Below are 16332 nucleotides of genomic sequence, written 5' to 3' on the forward strand. Positions count from 1 at the left end.
GCTTTAATGGTGGGCGGCTTTTGTTCGTTCAAGAATTTTCCTCACACACAAAGCGATCGCTGATGCTACTCACACACAAAGAAAACATTGTAAAATTTAGCTGGCTTCTACCCAGTTTCTTAAGCTTGATCCTGTTTGGCTCTACTGTCAAAGCTAATGCTGCGATTGCAAATTGGCATTTTGATAGCAATCGCAATCATCTGGACTTCACCACAGATGAGAATGTTCAACCGAAAGTACAATTACTTACCAACCCGACTCGTTTGGTAATTGATTTGTCTGGAGTTACATTAGGATATCCACAGACTAGTCAAAGAGTGGGGCCAGTAATTAGAGACATTCGCATCGAGCAGTTTAATGCAGAGACTACCCGCATGGTAGTTACTTTAGCACCCGGCTACACCTTTGATTTAGCACAGGTGCAACTGCAAGAGGAATCCCCCAATCATTGGTCTGTGCAGTTACCCAAACCAATACGATTGACTGCAACCCAGCCGCAATATCTAGAGATAACTCCGAGTATTTCTCCAAGAGTGAATGATAATAGCACTCTCTTTGCTGGCGTGGTTCCGATGCATTCACCGATGAAAGCGCTGGAACCTCCAATTAAAGCCTTGATGAGTCGCTACAGCTTTCTGAAAACAGGAATGTTTTTTCTAGATTTGGATACTGGGGATTATTTGGATATTGGAGGCGATCGCGTTTTTCCCGCTGCTAGTACAATCAAACTGCCAATACTCATCGCCTTTTTCCAAGATTTAGATGCTGGTAAAGTTACCCTTCAGGAAAACCTGACTATGCGGCGTGACTTAGTTACCAATGGTTCTGGAAGTATGCAATATGAGCGAGTTGGCAAGAAGTACACAGCTTTGGAAACCATCACTAAGATGATTACCATTAGCGATAATACCGCCACCAACATGATTATCGATCGCTTAGGTGGAGCGGCGAAACTAAATCAGCGCTTCCGTAGTTGGGGACTGAAAGACACAGTAATTCGCCATCTTTTAGCTGACTTGAGAGGAACCAACACCACAAGTTCTCAAGATATGGCGCGGGTGCTGGCTTTAGTTGTGAATAATAAGCTAGTTTCGCCACAGAGTCGGGAGCAAGCCTTAGATATTCTGCGTCACACCACAATTCATACACTGCTTCCCGCCGGTTTGGGGAAAGGTGCAGTTATTGCCAACAAAACCGGAGATATCGGTTTTCTCATTGGCGATGCGGGATTTGTCACTATGCCCAATGGTAAGCGCTATTTGGCCGCCATTTTCGTCACTCGTCCCTATAAAGACACCAGGGGGAGAGACTTTATCCGTCAGGTTTCTCACCTAGTTTACGATTATCTGAATCAAGAAAACCCGGTTGCTGCGGTTGATTCACCTAACAGTGTTACGAGATAGAAAAAGCGATCGATTTTCCTCAATTTGTAACGTAATCACGGATCAATAAGGATAAACACCATTGGCTGATCAACAGTGTTTATTTAGATTTGAGACACCTGATTTTGCCCCTTTTATATAGGATGTTATTATTGGGTTATCGGGTGCGATCGCAGTTCCAAAATTAAAATGCGATCGCCTTTACAATTCCATCAAATCCTATTTATTGACGGTCTCTATCTCAGGCTTTAACCAAATGTATGGCTGAAATGATTTATCAAGAGGCGTTTTAGCAATGTGGTTTGTGTAGTTGTGCATCACTTTAATTGCTATGCCGAGAATCACTTCTAATACTTGTTGCTTACCATAACCAGCTGCTAAAAATTCCTGAATTTCAGCATCTTCAACCCAACCCCGTGCTTGAATCATTCGTTGCGTAAAACGGCGTAGTGCTTGCAATTTTGGCTCTTTGAGTAGTGTGTTATCACGCAGCGCTTGAATATCTTCACTTTTCATAGCCATCATCTTTGCCAAGCCGGAGTGGGCTGCCATGCAGTAGTGACACTCGTGTTCATAATTCACAGTCAAATAAATGATTTGCTGTTCAATTGGGCTGAAACTTGTCGTAGTAAACAAATCCCATAGTGTCATCGAACCTTTGAGCAATGCAGGTGCTTCGGCGAAAACTCCCTCTAAATTTGGAATAAACCCAAACGTTTGTTGTGCGTGAACTAATGCTGCTTTAGAGTCTTCAGGAGCAGTATCAATGGTGTAAATGGTAAATTCCATTAGTTGTTACCTCAAATATAAAAAAGTAGACAAGTTTGTCTACTAAAAGTTGGTGCTATTATATTTCAAAGGAGACAAATTTGTCTACTCCTTTAACTATGACTGCCCAATCAAGTCACGCTCGGCAACAAATCCTAGAAAAGGCTTCTGAACTCTTTTATCAGAAGGGAATCCAGCATGTCGGTATTAATGAAGTCATTGCAGCGTCAGGCGTTGCTAAACGGACGCTTTACCGTTGGTTTCCTTCTAAAGACTTATTAATTGAGGAAGTGATGAAATATCGCGCTATCCAGTGGTTATGCTGGTTTGAGGATGCAGTGTCAGAGCGAGGCATTACACCTAAAGAACGTTTATTAGGAACGTTTGATGTGTTGCGCGAGTGGTACTCAAGTCCCAATTTTCGAGGTTGTCCGTTCATCAATGCTGTTTTAGAAATTGCCGATGCCTCTCATAAAGCGCATCAGGTTTCAGTAGACCTACGTGAGTCGATTCGACAAATTATTGTGCGCTTGGCAGCTGAGGCTGGCATTAAAAATCCGGAATTCTTTTCGCAACAGTACCTTTTACTGATTGGAGGAGCCAGCTTAATGGCAACAATCGAACAGTCACCCAATGGAGCAACATTTGCTCAAAGTGCGCTCTCGGTTCTGATTGATGCCAACATAAAAAATTGACATGGACACATAGTCAATTACACAAAATAAATTAGGCGTTGCTGAATACAAGGGATTATTTTTGTATCGGAGTTACTGCATTGTGCATTTTACCCGCCTGAAAATACAAAGAACAGGCAAAATGCCCATCCTACAAAACTAGCAAAATCGTCTCTGTATTATGTAACGCCTAATTTTTCGTCAACCCGCGTAGGCAGACTTCACTTATATAAGCGCGACTTCTAGTTGTTCGGTTTTCTGGTAGAAGATGTAAGTCAATTGAGTTAACACAACTGGATTATTTTAATTTTACTTGCGGCTCTAGTAGCCTTTTCTCTAGCCTCTTGGACATTATCACCCTTCGCCAAAGCTACACCCATTCGCCGATATGGATGAGCATTCGGTTTACCAAATAATTTAATATCTACATCTTTTTCTGACAAAGCATCGGCGACACCACTAAAAGCAATAGAATCAGATTTTTCTGAGGCTAAAATTACCGCGCTAGCTGATGCTCCTAGCTGTTCAATATGAGGAATTGGCAAGCCTAAAATAGCTCGTAGATGTAATTCAAATTCATTGAGATTTTGTGAGATTAATGTCACCATTCCCGTATCGTGAGGTCTGGGAGAAAGTTCAGAAAAAATCACTTCATCTTTGGTAATGAAAAATTCAACGCCAAAAATTCCGGCTCCTCCTAAAGCATCAGTGACTTTTATAGCTATTTCTTGGGATTTTAATATTTTATCTTCAGAAATTTCTGCGGGTTGCCACGATTCTTGATAATCGCCTCTTTCTTGGCGATGACCAATGGGAGAACAGAAAATTGTCGGTGCATTCCACTGTTTAATTGTCAGTAAAGTTATCTCAATTTCAAAGTTAATAAATTCTTCTACGATGACCTTTTGACTGTCTCCTCTAGAATTAGCGATCGCATAATTCCAAGCTTTCTCAACTTCACTCTTATCCTGCACTACAGATTGACCTTTCCCTGATGATGACATCACAGGTTTAACAACATTGGGAAAGCCAATTTTATCCGAAACTGCAATCAATTCTTCTAGAGTTGTTGCATAACCATATTTAGCTGTTCTGATGCCCAATTCTTGATGTGCTAGTTCGCGAATTCTGTCGCGGTTCATTGTATAGTTCGTAGCAGCCGCAGTCGGTATAACTGTAATCCCTCGCTGTTCAAATTCGATCAATTTTTCCGTTCGGATTGCTTCAATTTCTGGTATAATAATATCTGGTTGATGTTTTGTCACTACAGCTTCTAAATCATCAGCACTGAGCATAGAAATAACTTCATAAGCATCAGCAACCTGCATCGCCGGAGCATTGGCGTAGCGGTCAACGGCAATCACATAATTACCAAGACGTTGAGCTGCGATCGCAAATTCTTTGCCTAGTTCTCCTGAACCCAGCAACATCAGTTTTTGGGGCAACTTAATACTCATTAACTTATCCAGGTCAATATCAATTCAATCATCTTATAATTTTTTGTGTTTTCATTACTAACTTCTCAAGAATTAAATATCGCTTTTCGCAGTTCTAAATCTTGACGTTGTAGATGATTTAAACCAATACCTACGCCAAGCTGACAATTATCTACTAGAGCTTCTAACCAAATAGTCTCGTTTAGAGTTGCACCTCGTAAATCTGCATTTCTCAAGTTGGCTTTCGTAAAATTTACAAATAAAAGGTCTGCATTTACTAAACTACTACCTTGGAGATTTGCTTCTGACAAATTTCCTCGAATAAAGTTGACCTCATCTAAATTTAAACCAGATAAATCTGCTCCCATTAGATTAGGAAATTTTAGCTGACTGGGATATTTAAAAAATCGCATTATACAGATGATATTAGCTTCATTTAGTTGAATTTTAGTTAAAAATTCATAACGAGCGATGCCCAGTTGCTTAAGAGTTTGTAGACGTTGTGGGGGACTTTGTTCTAAAAACTGGATGGCTGTATGGCGTAGGCATTGAGTAGAGATATTTAACATGATTTTCAGATTTTGGTGATCGTTGTGTTAATAACAAATAATAAATAATATAGCAGTCTTAAACCATTCATAAAAAACAAAAACCCCAATTTCTTTGAAAAATTGAGGTTCTAAGTTTATTGATAACTACCTAGCTAGTTATGCTAATAATGCTTTCGTAGCAGATTCGCCTGCTAATCTCACTTGTCTTGTCAACTGCAAGTTTAACCATCCTAGAAAAGTTAACTCAGCGAGGAATGCCATAAAAATTGTTGTCGTTCCAGAGCCTTGTATACCAGCCCAAGGAAAAGTTGAAAACAGCCATACAGTAGACACCACTGTAGACACCTGTGATGTCATGCCGATAAATTCTAAAATTATTGGTGGTAGGAACACTGCTGCACTTATAATCCGAATTGCCCAGAAAGAACGTTTGGGAGTTTTCAGCAAAAGTATCAACTGGGTGATGGTAGCGTAAATCATGATTACGCTGATAAACAAAACTATAGCTAAAAGTGCTTTAAACCTGTCAATATCGTTACTCAGCCAACTTTGGGCATTGTTGGTATCAAAAATAGATGTAAATGAAATCCAGACTAGCCAAGGGATAGTAACAATTGTAAGATTAATTGCGATCGCTACTAGTGCAGGGCTTTTTTCAGCCCAAATTAGATCCTGCCAGATACTCTTGTGGCTAGAAACTCCTTGATGTCGATATCTTGTACATCTTGACGGTGAGGAGAAAGAACTGCAATTAAACTTAAAATCAACACCAAGTTGTATGATGCTAGCAAAATGTAATTTTCCCCAACTTGTTGATCTAATGCGTAACTATTTTCACCAATTTGTAGAGTAAAACCCCAGATCATCAACTGGCAAAACGCTACTACCAAATAACTTTGCTTCTTGCTAATTATTGAGGCTTGAGGATTACGGAAGCAACGTTTAAGAATTTGCAAAATTCCGTAACTGCACAATCCCAAATTTAACAAATGAAAGCCAACAAGACTAATAATATTTTTCCCTAATGGTAAATAGAAAAACTGCAATTTTTTAATATCAGAGCCATTGGATAGATTAAATAATCTAGGAAATAGATAATTAGTTGTATCCCAAGGATTAAAAAGTCTAAACCAAGCAGTTGAATGATTTAAAGTGTTGCTATAAGACGATGCAAGTAACATCGTTATGAACAAAAATACAAAAACTATACCACTAACTAATAAACCCAACAAAGGCTGAGAACCACTAAATGAACGACTAAATAAACTAAGTAGTAGTGCAGCACTGTAGAAGAAAATACAACTAGCAGCAATAATTGCGTAGTAACCCAAAATATAACTAAAAGCAATTTTGGCAGAAAGCCCAGCCCATAAATGTAAAGGAACTGCTACTAAAATCATGAGATAAATTAAACTCGGAACTCCTAGCAACTTCCCAGTCAATATACTTGTTTCTGATTGGGGACTAAGACGGATAAAGTTTAGTGTGCCGCGAGTTTCTTCTTTAGCGAAATCGTTAATTAGCAAATAAGTTCCTGCAACTAGTAGTGTAAATATAAAAATTACACTAAATGTTAAGAATATATATTCCCAATGATCTCGCCACCACATCTGCCAATCAATTTGATTTTGGGGACAAAAATTTTTTGAAAAGAAATCATTTAATTCATCAATTTTAGATTGATTTGATTCCTTAAAAACCTGTGTTTGTTGCGGCTCATATATTTGACGTAAATGACAGTATGTACCAGTTAGGGAGTATTTATCATCAGGAAGATTGCTTAAATGATATAAAATAATTACCAGCTGCAATAGTAAAGATGTCACAACTACGATCGCTACATTAAGAAATTTAAATTGTCCTTTGAGTTCGCGAAATAATTGCGGATTCCAATCGCCAATTTTGTCCATTAAATTGAGCATAGTATGAAAAATTTCTCCAAAAATGGTGAGTGAGATTTATTGATGAATCAAGATGCTTGTTTGTGACCTAATTTTAAGAAAATACTTTCTAAGTCTTCTTGCGTGCAGTGAAAATCAGTTAAAGGAATGCCCGCTTTGATTAGCGATCGCAATAACTCGGCACTATCTTCATCTTTGCCGGAAAAATTCACCCGCACACTGTTTTTTCCTGATATAACCTCCCATTCTTCTACTAAAGAATGATGTTTAAGTTCGTTCAAAAGTGTCTCTAAGTTTCCTAAAGTTGATAACACAATTTGCTGATGGGCTAGACGTTGATAAAGCTGCTGTAAGGAAGTACTTTCTACTAAGAAGCCAAGTTCCATAATCCCTACAGAAGTACAAATTTCCGCTAGATCGCTGAGAACGTGGGAGGAAATGATGACAGTCATTCCAGCTTCTTGCAAAGCCTTAATGATTTCGCGAAAGTGCATCCTCGCAATAGGATCAAGCCCAGAAACAGGCTCATCGAGTAATAGTAAAATTGGTTCGTGGATAATGGTTCGCGCTAAACTTAAACGCTGTTTCATTCCCCTCGACAGAGTAGAAATCTGACTATTACGTTTATTACCAAGTTGAATAAGTTCTAAAACTTCATGTAAGCGTTTAGTGCGGCGCGGTTCTCGCAAACGATATAAACGCGCAAAGTAATCTAAGTAATCCCAGACTGTCAAATCCTCATATAGTGGGTAGTCATCGGGTAAATAGCCAAGATGACGCTTAAGTTTGAGGTTACTGTTGTCACGGATGAGGCGATCGCCATTAATATAAATCTCACCCGTAGTTGCTTCCTCAGCAGTCGCTAACATACGGATGAGAGTTGTTTTACCCGCGCCATTCGGCCCAATCAATCCATATACTTCCCCCGCCTGGATTTCTAAATCAACATCATTGACAGCAACATGTCGGTCAAATTGCTTAGTGAGTCCACGGGTACAAATTGTTAATTCTTTTACCATCGCTGCTAGGGTGCGGCTTGTGATTAACCGCTAACCTAACTTTTTTTACAGCTTTTGTCAGGATGGTTTCCAAAATTGAAACTAGCTTTATTTAAAGCTGCTTTGAGTTCTGGGCATTATTTACCCTATTTTCACTAAAGTTTTAAATAATACCAACTATTAATTTTTGCTAAGGGGAATACTAAAGCTAGAAATCTCTAGTACTAATATTGCAAACCTGATGATATTAGAGTCAACCGCTTGGTCAGTAGGCAATGGTATTTTCACTGGAATAGGTCATAAACTTAGCAAAAGTAGGTAAGACATACGCCCTACCTACTTATTAATTCTGATTCTGCTATTTATGAAATATTTGCAAATTAAGCCTTGACTTTTTTCTTTAGTGTCAAGTTATTTCTGATAGTGGTGGAATGACGTTATTAACCCCATTACCAGATGAACCGCTAATTGCATAACGGTATTCGGGAACTGGATATCCAGCCTCACCAAAGGTTTCACGGATAGCTTTATTAGTGTCGAAGTAAACTTGCCAATAGTGATCGTTATTGCAATAAGGACGTACTGCTAGTACAGGCCCTGCAAAGTTGAAATTCTGAATTTCCACATCCGGTGCTGGATTTTGGAGAACATTAGGAATTTGGCTAATTTTCGCTTTCAAAAGTGCGATCGCTTCGTTGTGTTTCACATCATGATGGAGTTGAGCCACCAGATCGACCCGACGGTAAGGGTTGGCAGAATAATTCTGGATGTTATCAGCAAAGATTTTATTATTGGCGACAATTGTCAACACGTTATCAGGTGTATTGATATTAGTTGTGAACAGTCCAATTTCTGTAACAGTGCCTGTCACGCCTGCGGTGGTAATGAAATCACCAACTTTGAAAGGTCGAAAAACAATTAAAAATGCTCCGGCTGCAAAGTTGGCTAGTAAACCCCCCCATGCTGCACCAATTGCAATGCCTGCTCCTGCTAGCAATGCAGCAAAGGAAGTTGTTTCAACCCCAAAGAAACCGAGAATTGCCACAACTAGAATAATTCTCAGTGTGACACCAATGATATTCAGAAGATAGTTAATGAGTGTTGGATCGACGTGTTGACCTCGGAAAGCACGTCGTACTAGCTTCAATCCAAAGTCAATCAAGCGTTGAGCAATCAGCCACAGTGCGATTGCACCTAAAATTTTCAACCCAAACTGAGTTAAAAGTTGGCTAGCAACTAAGCTAATTTGTCTGAAATCCATAATTTTTGTCTGTGAATATTAAATACAATAAACATACAAGAAATTAAATCAAAATGATATATCAATACTTTTTTTTAATTTTTGCTGTAATGTGCAGCAGATAGGAAACTGTTCTCGGAGGATGTCTGAACAGTTTTGGGCAAATATAAATAAATGTTTTCTTGCGGGATTATCTACTTTTCACTTTACTGCTGTTTTTTCCACTCCTCAATTCGAGCAAAGATGTCAATCGATACTGGGATTTTGCAAGATTTAATCCTTATCTGGCGTATCAATCTTTGCTCCCGATCTCAAATTTATGCGTGATTTTAGGCACTAATTGATCCCCCCTAGCCCCCCTTAAAAAGGGGGGAACCGGAATCAAAGTCCCCCTTTTTAAGGGGGATTTAGGGGGATCTAGAACGTTTTGTTACCGAGAAGAAAACTTTTCAAACATCCTCTAAAATGTATTTGTAATAGTCCACGTTTGGATTAATTTAACTTAAATTCGCTAACAGTGCCTTCTCTGTTAGTGGGTGGTTAAATATAGCTCTTTGTTTTAGATTTTCATTATGAATCATCTCTTAAAGATGATTTAGGAATGGCTCATCAGCGGTAACTTTATCTGGAAAGTTGAGCCTTTACCCTCATTGCTCATCACATGAATATTACCGCCGTGAGCCTGGACAATTTGTTGAGCGATCGCTAATCCCAACCCAAATCCGCCGCTTTCTCTGGCACGTTCTGTATCAACTCGGTAAAAGCGATCGAAAATGTAAGGTAAATCTGCCTCTGGAATTCCAATTCCTGTATCAATAACCTGAATTACTGCCCGATCTGGGTGAGATTCTAAGCATAACCAGACAGTTCCACCAGATGGAGTGTAATTACAGGCGTTTTTGAGCAAGTTTTCCACAGCTAGCCGCAGCAAATCGGGGTCAGCCCACAACTGAATGGGTTGTTCTGGTAAATGGCCGATCAACTCGATCGACGCTTTTGCAGCAACAGTATTGTAATAAATAGCTAAATTCTCTAGCAAGCTATTAAGATTAACCTTTTTGAGAGATTCGGGAGTTAATTTTCCCTGATGCCGAGCCAACAGCAGTAGGTTATTGACCAAGGTACTCATCGACTTGGCGCTATCGATGATGTTCTCCAGAGAGGGATGGATTTGGGGATGGTCTGCTGCCATTAGTAACCCAACTTGGGCATTGGTCAAAATCGCAGAAAGGGGCGATCGCAACTCATGAGAAGCATCTGATGTAAAGCGTTGTAGTTGATTATAGGCTTACTCTGAGTGAACAAAAGGTTGTGCAAACGTTAGCCAGCCATCCAGAAGCAGGTTTGACCCATAAAGAAGCTACCAAACGCTCCCAGCAGATGGGTGCAAATCAACTCACTGGTAAAAGTGGAAAAAGTTCTTGGCTACGATTTTTAGAGCAATTTAATCAACCACTACTATATATTTTGCTGACGGCGGGAGTGGTGACTCTGCTGCTGCAAGATTGGCTAGATGCCGGAGTAATTTTTGGTGTCACCCTGATTAATGTCATCATTGGCTACATTCAAGAATCGAAAGCAGAAGGCGCGTAGGCATAGCCCGCCGCAGGCATCGCTGCTTTATCCAAAGCTGTCACTACCGAAGCAACTATAATTCGTGATGGTCAAAAAACCCGTCTGGCTTCGACTGAACTTGTTCTTGGTGATTTGGTATTGCTGGCATCTGGGGATAAAGTACCCGCCGATCTGCGGCTATTAAGTGTGCGTGGGTTGCAAGTTGACGAGTCTGCCTTAACAGGCGAATCCGTTCCGGTTGAGAAAGCAACGGCATCACTGCCTATGGAAACACCATTAGCCGAACGCAGCAATATGGTGTATGCCGGAAGTTTCGTCAGTTTTGGACAGGCAGAAGGGATTGTAGTAGCGATCGCAGATGCCACAGAAACCGGTCGCATCTCACAATTAATTGAAAGCAGCACAAATCTGAAAACACCGTTAACGCGAAATATTGACAAGTTTAGTAAAAGCTTGTTGTATGTCATTTTAGGTTTAGCTGCTTTGACATTTGCAATCGGATTGGGACAAGGCGAATCTTGGATTGATGTTTTCAAAGCGAGTGTAGCTCTGGTAGTCAGCGCGATTCCCGAAGGATTACCTGCGATTGTTACCGTCACTTTGGCGATAGGAGTTTCCCGGATGGCACGACGTAAGGCGATTATTCGCAAGCTACCTGCTGTGGAAACCTTGGGAAGTACCACTGTTATTTGCTCTGACAAAACTGGGACGTTAAAGGTATGGTATTTGCGCGAGTTGCGCCAGAACAAAAATTGCGTCTGGTAAAAGCGTTGCAGTCTCAGGGTGAAATTGTTGCCATGACTGGAGATGGTGTCAATGATGCTCCCGCTCTCAAACAGGCAGATATTGGTGTAGCGATGGGCATAGCCGGGGCAGAGGTTGCCAAAGAATCGGCGGATATGCTTTTAACTGACGATAACTTCGCCTCAATAGAAGCGGCTGTGGAGGAAGGACGTGGTGTTTACCGCAACTTACGAAAAGCGATCGCCTTCTTGCTGCCGATTAACGTTGGAGAATCCATGACGATTTTGATTGCCATTCTTTTAGCAACCGTGCTTCCCATTTTACCAATCCAAATTCTCTGGCTCAACATGGTCAGTTCCGTAGCGTTGATTGCCCCCCTCGCCTTTGAGCCAAAATCTGGACAGGTGATGCAACAACCACCCCGCAACCCCAGAGAAAGACTTTTATCGGGTGGATTGCTCCAACGCATCATCGCGATTTCCGTCTTCAATTGGCTGGTAATTTTTGGAATGTTTCAATGGATACTTCAAACTACAGGCAATGAACCATTGGCGCGCACGATGGCAATTAATGGGCTGGTGGCGGCAGAAGTCTTTTACCTGTTAAGTATTAGCCAGTTTTTACCATCTCTAGTTGCCAGAATCCAAGGTAAACGCACACCGCCTATGCACCTGCGATCGGAATTGTGGTTGTGGTGATTTTACAATGTCTGTTCAGTCAGTGGAGCATGATGAATCAAGTGTTTGACACCACACCTTTGACATTTATCCAAGCTCTTATTTGTATGGGTGTAGGTTTGCCAGTGGTGTTTATAGCTCTCATCTTGCAGCGTTTCGATCCGCTCAACTAGGGATACAGGAGTCCGAGAGTGGTTTTATCCAATCCCAAATGATTACGTTAGAGCCGCACCCAAATAAATTAAAAACTCCATCAGTACATTTTGCTAGGTATGATATTTGATCTGAAAGCATTTACCTAGTAATAACCAGCTATGACCCAGAACTACCGCATTACTCTACTCCCCGGCGATGGCATTGGCCCTGAAATTATGGCAGTGGCGGTAGATGTGCTGAAAGTCGTAGGGAAGCAATTCGATCTGAAGTTTGAATTCCAAGAAGCCCTCATCGGTGGTGCAGCAATTGATGCCACAGGGGAACCTCTACCATCTGCCACTCTAGAGGCTTGCCGTAACAGTGATGCTGTATTACTCGCAGCTATTGGTGGTTATAAGTGGGATTCCCTACCATCCAATTTACGCCCAGAAGCCGGTTTGTTAGGACTGCGTGCAGGTTTAGGATTATTTGCCAATTTGCGCCCAGCGAAAATTTTGCCCCAGCTAATCGATGCCTCCACTTTGAAACGCGAAATTGTCGAAGGTGTGGATATTATGGTGGTGCGCGAACTCACTGGTGGGATTTACTTCGGTAAACCTAAAGGGATTTTTGCTACAGAAACCGGTGAGAAACGCGGTGTAAATACAATGGTTTACACCGAATCAGAAATTGAACGCATTGGACGAGTGGCTTTTGAGGCGGCTAGAAAACGCGGTGGAAAACTTTGTTCGGTGGATAAAGCCAACGTATTAGAAGTATCTCAGTTGTGGCGCGATCGCATCACCCAACTTTCTGCGGAATATCCAGATATCGAACTCTCTCATTTATATGTAGATAATGCTGCTATGCAGTTGGTACGCGCTCCCAAGCAGTTCGACACTATTGTTACAGGCAATTTGTTTGGTGATATTCTCTCTGATGCTGCTGCCATGCTCACAGGTAGTATTGGGATGTTACCCTCAGCTAGTTTGGGTGCTTCTGGGCCTGGTGTATTTGAACCCGTTCATGGTTCCGCCCCAGATATTGCCGGACAGGATAAGGCAAATCCTCTAGCACAGGTTTTGAGTGCGGCGATGATGTTACGCTACGGTTTAGACCAACCAGAAGCGGCAAATCGGATTGAACAAGCCGTATTGCAAGTTTTAGAGCAGGGCGATCGCACAGGGGATATAATTTCTCCAGGAAAAAATCTCCTTGGTTGCCGCGCTATGGGAGACTCCCTCATCAAAGCTATCGAACAAAAATAATTTTGTATAGCAACTTGGGCAATTTGGCAACCTTTGCTATAAGTTTCGGGTAGACTAAAGGGAAATCTAGCAATCAAATAACAGTCGATAGTGTACGCATTACGACAAGGTCAAGTAAATTTTACCGCCCCAAAGAACCAATCGCCTTTGATTGATCCCTCTGTAATCAGAGCTGCTGGGCAGATATACTATACTCACTGTGAAGTCCATCCCGAAATAGCTGGGCAACCTTCCGGTGTAGCAATTAATCGTGTGACTCATCGAGGTAAGGTTATTTTTACTAACCAACCAGTTCTTTTACCTCAAGAGTGTTTTGTGCCCTTAAGTCAAATTGAATCCCACATGTATTAGTCATTGGTCATTGGTCATTGGTCATTGGTCATTAGTTATTGACAAAGCACAAATGACAAAGCACAAATGACACAGGACAAATGACAAAGGACAAATGACTGTATGGACATTTTGTTCGCCATCCCGGCGAGTGTAATGGTCTTTGCTTTAGGTGCATCTATTGGTAGTTTTCTCAATGTTATTGTTTATCGCCTACCGGCTGGGTTGTCAATTCTTTGGCCGCCTTCTCGTTGTCCTAAATGCTTAAACCAGCTAAAAGCTTACGACAATGTACCAGTGTTCGGCTGGATTTCCTTAAGAGGGCGGTGTCGATATTGCAAAAGCAAAATTTCTGTCCGTTATCCCGTGGTAGAAGGGGTAACGGGCATAATTTTTTTACTAATTTTTTTGGTATTTCAAGTTTCGACTTTAACAATAGGCTATTGGGCTTTTTGCAGTTGGTTATTGGCACTATCACTCATCGACTTAGATACAATGACCCTACCCAACCCACTTACTAAGTCGGGTTTAGTGGTAGGGATTTTGTTTCAAATGGTAGTTGGTTTTCTACCAGAAGGTAGTTTTGTGGCATTGGTAAATCACTTTATGATGGCGATAGTTGGTGCAGTATTAGGCTTATGGCTGTTTGATGCGATCGCCCTATTAAGTTCAATTGCCTTTAGGAAAACTGCAATGGGTGCAGGTGACGCCAGATTAGCAGCCATGATGGGAGCCTGGTTAGGCTGGAAATATTTGCTCTTGGCTAGTTTTATTGGCTGTGCGCTGGGAGCATTAATTGGCATCGGTATTTTGATTATGCAGCGATCGCAACAAAAATTAGGACAAAAAATACCTTTTGGGCCTTTTCTGGCTTTAGGATCTGTGATTACCCTGTTTAGCGGCGAAGCCATTTTGTCTAGCTACCTGCGGTTATTTTTTCCAGCCTCTTGAACTGGAGTAGGGAGCAGAGAGTGGGGGAGCCAAGAGAGCAAGGGAGCAGGGGAGTAGGGGAGCAGGGGAGCAGTGGAGAAGGAAGTTGCAGTAAGATTTTCCCCTCTGCCCCTCTGCCCCCTTGCCCCTCTGCCTCTTGTGCCCAGTGCCCCATACCCATAACTAATGCTCTTTCATAAGAAATATTTATAATTCGTGACTGTAACCAACATTACCCCATCTGCCCTTCACATTTTGATAATATTCAGCTTGTGACTTGTATTACCCTCTTAACGACGATTAACCGTTGGCAAGTACAACTAGTGCAACAGATGCTGATTGTTCAAAACCCAGCAATACAAATAATTGATTAGGGTGGGAGGGGGAGAGCATCTTATTTGGAGGTTGGTATTCTCATGGTTTTGTCACTACGTCCATATAATTAAGTCTGCTGAAAAAAGAGCAAGAGACTTGTATTGGTATAAGTATTTTCGTTAAGCTGGCAACCAAAGACGAAAATTAAGGTCTGAATTGCTTAAAAACGTAGTTTAACGATGTAGCCATTAGTCTTAATAAAGAAAAATGACTAATGACTAAGCACAACCCAATACGGTTTGATATGTTTTCGACCTCATACCCACTTAAAATAAAATAAAAAATGGCTAACAACGAAGAATCACGTGGTTTAAAGTCTCTATTTGATTGGTTTGCAAATCGACGGAAGTCAGGATCTACCAGCCTCGAACGCCAAGAACGTGAAATTGCTGATGGTTTGTGGCATAAATGCTCTAAGTGTGGCGTGTTGGCATATACAAAAGACTTGAAAGCCAATCAGATGGTTTGTGTCGAATGTGGTCATCACAATCGAGTAGATAGTGATGAGCGCATCCGTCAATTGATAGATAACAATACCTGGAAACCGCTGGATGAGCATTTGCGTCCAACTGACCCGCTAGAATTTCGCGATCGCAAACTCTACAGCGATCGCTTGCGGGAAACACAAGATAAAATTGGCTTAATAGATGCAGTTAGAACTGGTTTAGGTCAAATCAATAGTTTGCCCATTGCCCTTGGGGTTATGGACTTCCGCTTCATGGGTGGTAGTATGGGTTCGGTCGTGGGAGAAAGACTCACCCGGATGATTGAGCAAGCCACTCAACGACGCTATCCTGTAGTTATCATCTGTACTTCCGGTGGCGCGAGAATGCAAGAAGGTATGCTCTCTTTGATGCAGATGGCAAAAATCTCCGCAGCCTTACAGCGCCATAAAGACGCCCGATTATTATATATTCCAGTTTTGACCAATCCGACAACAGGCGGCGTTACCGCTAGTTTTGCAATGTTGGGCGATATAATTTTGGCAGAACCCAAGGCAACCATTGGTTTTGCTGGTCGGCGAGTGATTGAGCAAACCCTGCGGGAAAAACTACCCGAAAATTTCCAGACTGCTGAAGATTTGCTCCAGCACGGTTTTGTTGATGATATCGTACCCCGTACCCAATTAAAGAACACCCTAACCCAGCTGATTGCTCTACACCAGCCTGTATTAACAACACCTCACATGGTTTTGTGGGAAACAATGTCCTTGACTTCTACCGCCGCAGAATAAACAAGAGTTACGAGTTACGAGTTATGAGTTAAAAATTTACAACTTCTAACTTCTAACTTCTAACTCCTAACTCCTAACTCCTAACTCCTAACTCCTAACTCCTAACTCCTAACT

General features: G+C 41.4%; 12 protein-coding genes and 2 pseudogenes. 7 read left to right on the plus strand and 7 right to left on the minus strand.

What is annotated here, in order from left to right; translation table 11 throughout:
- Positions 1-20: 20 nt before the first annotated feature.
- Positions 21-1403: a serine hydrolase gene (locus ACM0OX_RS28705; protein WP_414518396.1), complete on the plus strand. Its 1383-nt coding sequence runs from the start codon at positions 21-23 to the stop codon at positions 1401-1403.
- A gap of 198 nt (positions 1404-1601) precedes the next feature.
- Here the strand turns inward: ACM0OX_RS28705 and ACM0OX_RS28710 are convergent, their stop codons facing one another.
- The gene (locus ACM0OX_RS28710) at positions 1602-2171 is read right to left on the minus strand and encodes a carboxymuconolactone decarboxylase family protein (RefSeq protein WP_414518397.1); all 570 of its coding nucleotides are present in this window, start codon (positions 2169-2171) and stop codon (positions 1602-1604) included.
- 98 nt (positions 2172-2269) lie between these two features.
- On the opposite strand from ACM0OX_RS28710, the gene ACM0OX_RS28715 reads away from it, so the two are divergent.
- Positions 2270-2845, plus strand: coding sequence for a TetR/AcrR family transcriptional regulator (locus ACM0OX_RS28715; RefSeq protein WP_414518409.1), 576 nt, complete (start codon positions 2270-2272; stop codon positions 2843-2845).
- A gap of 263 nt (positions 2846-3108) precedes the next feature.
- Here the strand turns inward: ACM0OX_RS28715 and purT are convergent, their stop codons facing one another.
- From purT to ACM0OX_RS28745, 6 genes and pseudogenes are all read right to left on the minus strand, one after another.
- Positions 3109-4281, minus strand: a complete 1173-nt coding sequence (gene purT / locus ACM0OX_RS28720) for a formate-dependent phosphoribosylglycinamide formyltransferase (protein WP_414518398.1) — start codon at positions 4279-4281, stop codon at positions 3109-3111.
- Positions 4282-4346: 65 nt separating this feature from the next.
- On the minus strand, positions 4347-4829 hold the full coding sequence (locus ACM0OX_RS28725; RefSeq protein ID WP_414518399.1) for a pentapeptide repeat-containing protein: 483 nt from the start codon (positions 4827-4829) through the stop codon (positions 4347-4349).
- Between the two features lie 138 nt (positions 4830-4967).
- Positions 4968-6733, minus strand: a pseudogene (locus ACM0OX_RS28730) (ABC transporter permease subunit).
- 47 nt (positions 6734-6780) lie between these two features.
- Positions 6781-7731, minus strand: a complete 951-nt coding sequence (locus ACM0OX_RS28735; protein WP_334893238.1) for an ABC transporter ATP-binding protein — start codon at positions 7729-7731, stop codon at positions 6781-6783.
- A gap of 385 nt (positions 7732-8116) precedes the next feature.
- Complete coding sequence (locus tag ACM0OX_RS28740; RefSeq protein WP_322686371.1) at positions 8117-8971, minus strand: mechanosensitive ion channel family protein; 855 nt, start codon at positions 8969-8971, stop codon at positions 8117-8119.
- Between the two features lie 574 nt (positions 8972-9545).
- On the minus strand, positions 9546-10169 hold the full coding sequence (locus ACM0OX_RS28745; RefSeq protein WP_414518400.1) for a sensor histidine kinase: 624 nt from the start codon (positions 10167-10169) through the stop codon (positions 9546-9548).
- Between the two features lie 74 nt (positions 10170-10243).
- Here ACM0OX_RS28745 and ACM0OX_RS28750 point away from each other — a divergent pair.
- From ACM0OX_RS28750 to accD, 5 genes and pseudogenes are all read left to right on the plus strand, one after another.
- Positions 10244-12119, plus strand: a pseudogene (locus ACM0OX_RS28750) (HAD-IC family P-type ATPase).
- Between the two features lie 141 nt (positions 12120-12260).
- Positions 12261-13349, plus strand: coding sequence for a 3-isopropylmalate dehydrogenase (gene leuB / locus ACM0OX_RS28755; protein ID WP_414518402.1), 1089 nt, complete (start codon positions 12261-12263; stop codon positions 13347-13349).
- A gap of 90 nt (positions 13350-13439) precedes the next feature.
- On the plus strand, positions 13440-13700 hold the full coding sequence (locus tag ACM0OX_RS28760) for a hypothetical protein (protein ID WP_094347451.1): 261 nt from the start codon (positions 13440-13442) through the stop codon (positions 13698-13700).
- Positions 13701-13802: 102 nt separating this feature from the next.
- Positions 13803-14630 (plus strand): prepilin peptidase, encoded by an 828-nt coding sequence (locus tag ACM0OX_RS28765; protein ID WP_414518404.1) that lies wholly within the window; start codon positions 13803-13805, stop codon positions 14628-14630.
- A 637-nt stretch (positions 14631-15267) separates the two neighbouring features.
- Positions 15268-16218 carry an acetyl-CoA carboxylase, carboxyltransferase subunit beta gene (gene accD, locus ACM0OX_RS28770; protein ID WP_292740854.1) on the plus strand — a complete coding sequence of 317 codons (951 nt, stop codon included), beginning with the start codon at positions 15268-15270 and terminating at the stop codon, positions 16216-16218.
- Positions 16219-16332 lie beyond the last annotated feature (114 nt).

It is taken from the genome of Nostoc sp. PCC 9305, assembly GCF_963920915.1.
Taxonomy (GTDB): Bacteria; Cyanobacteriota; Cyanobacteriia; order Cyanobacteriales; family Nostocaceae; genus Nostoc.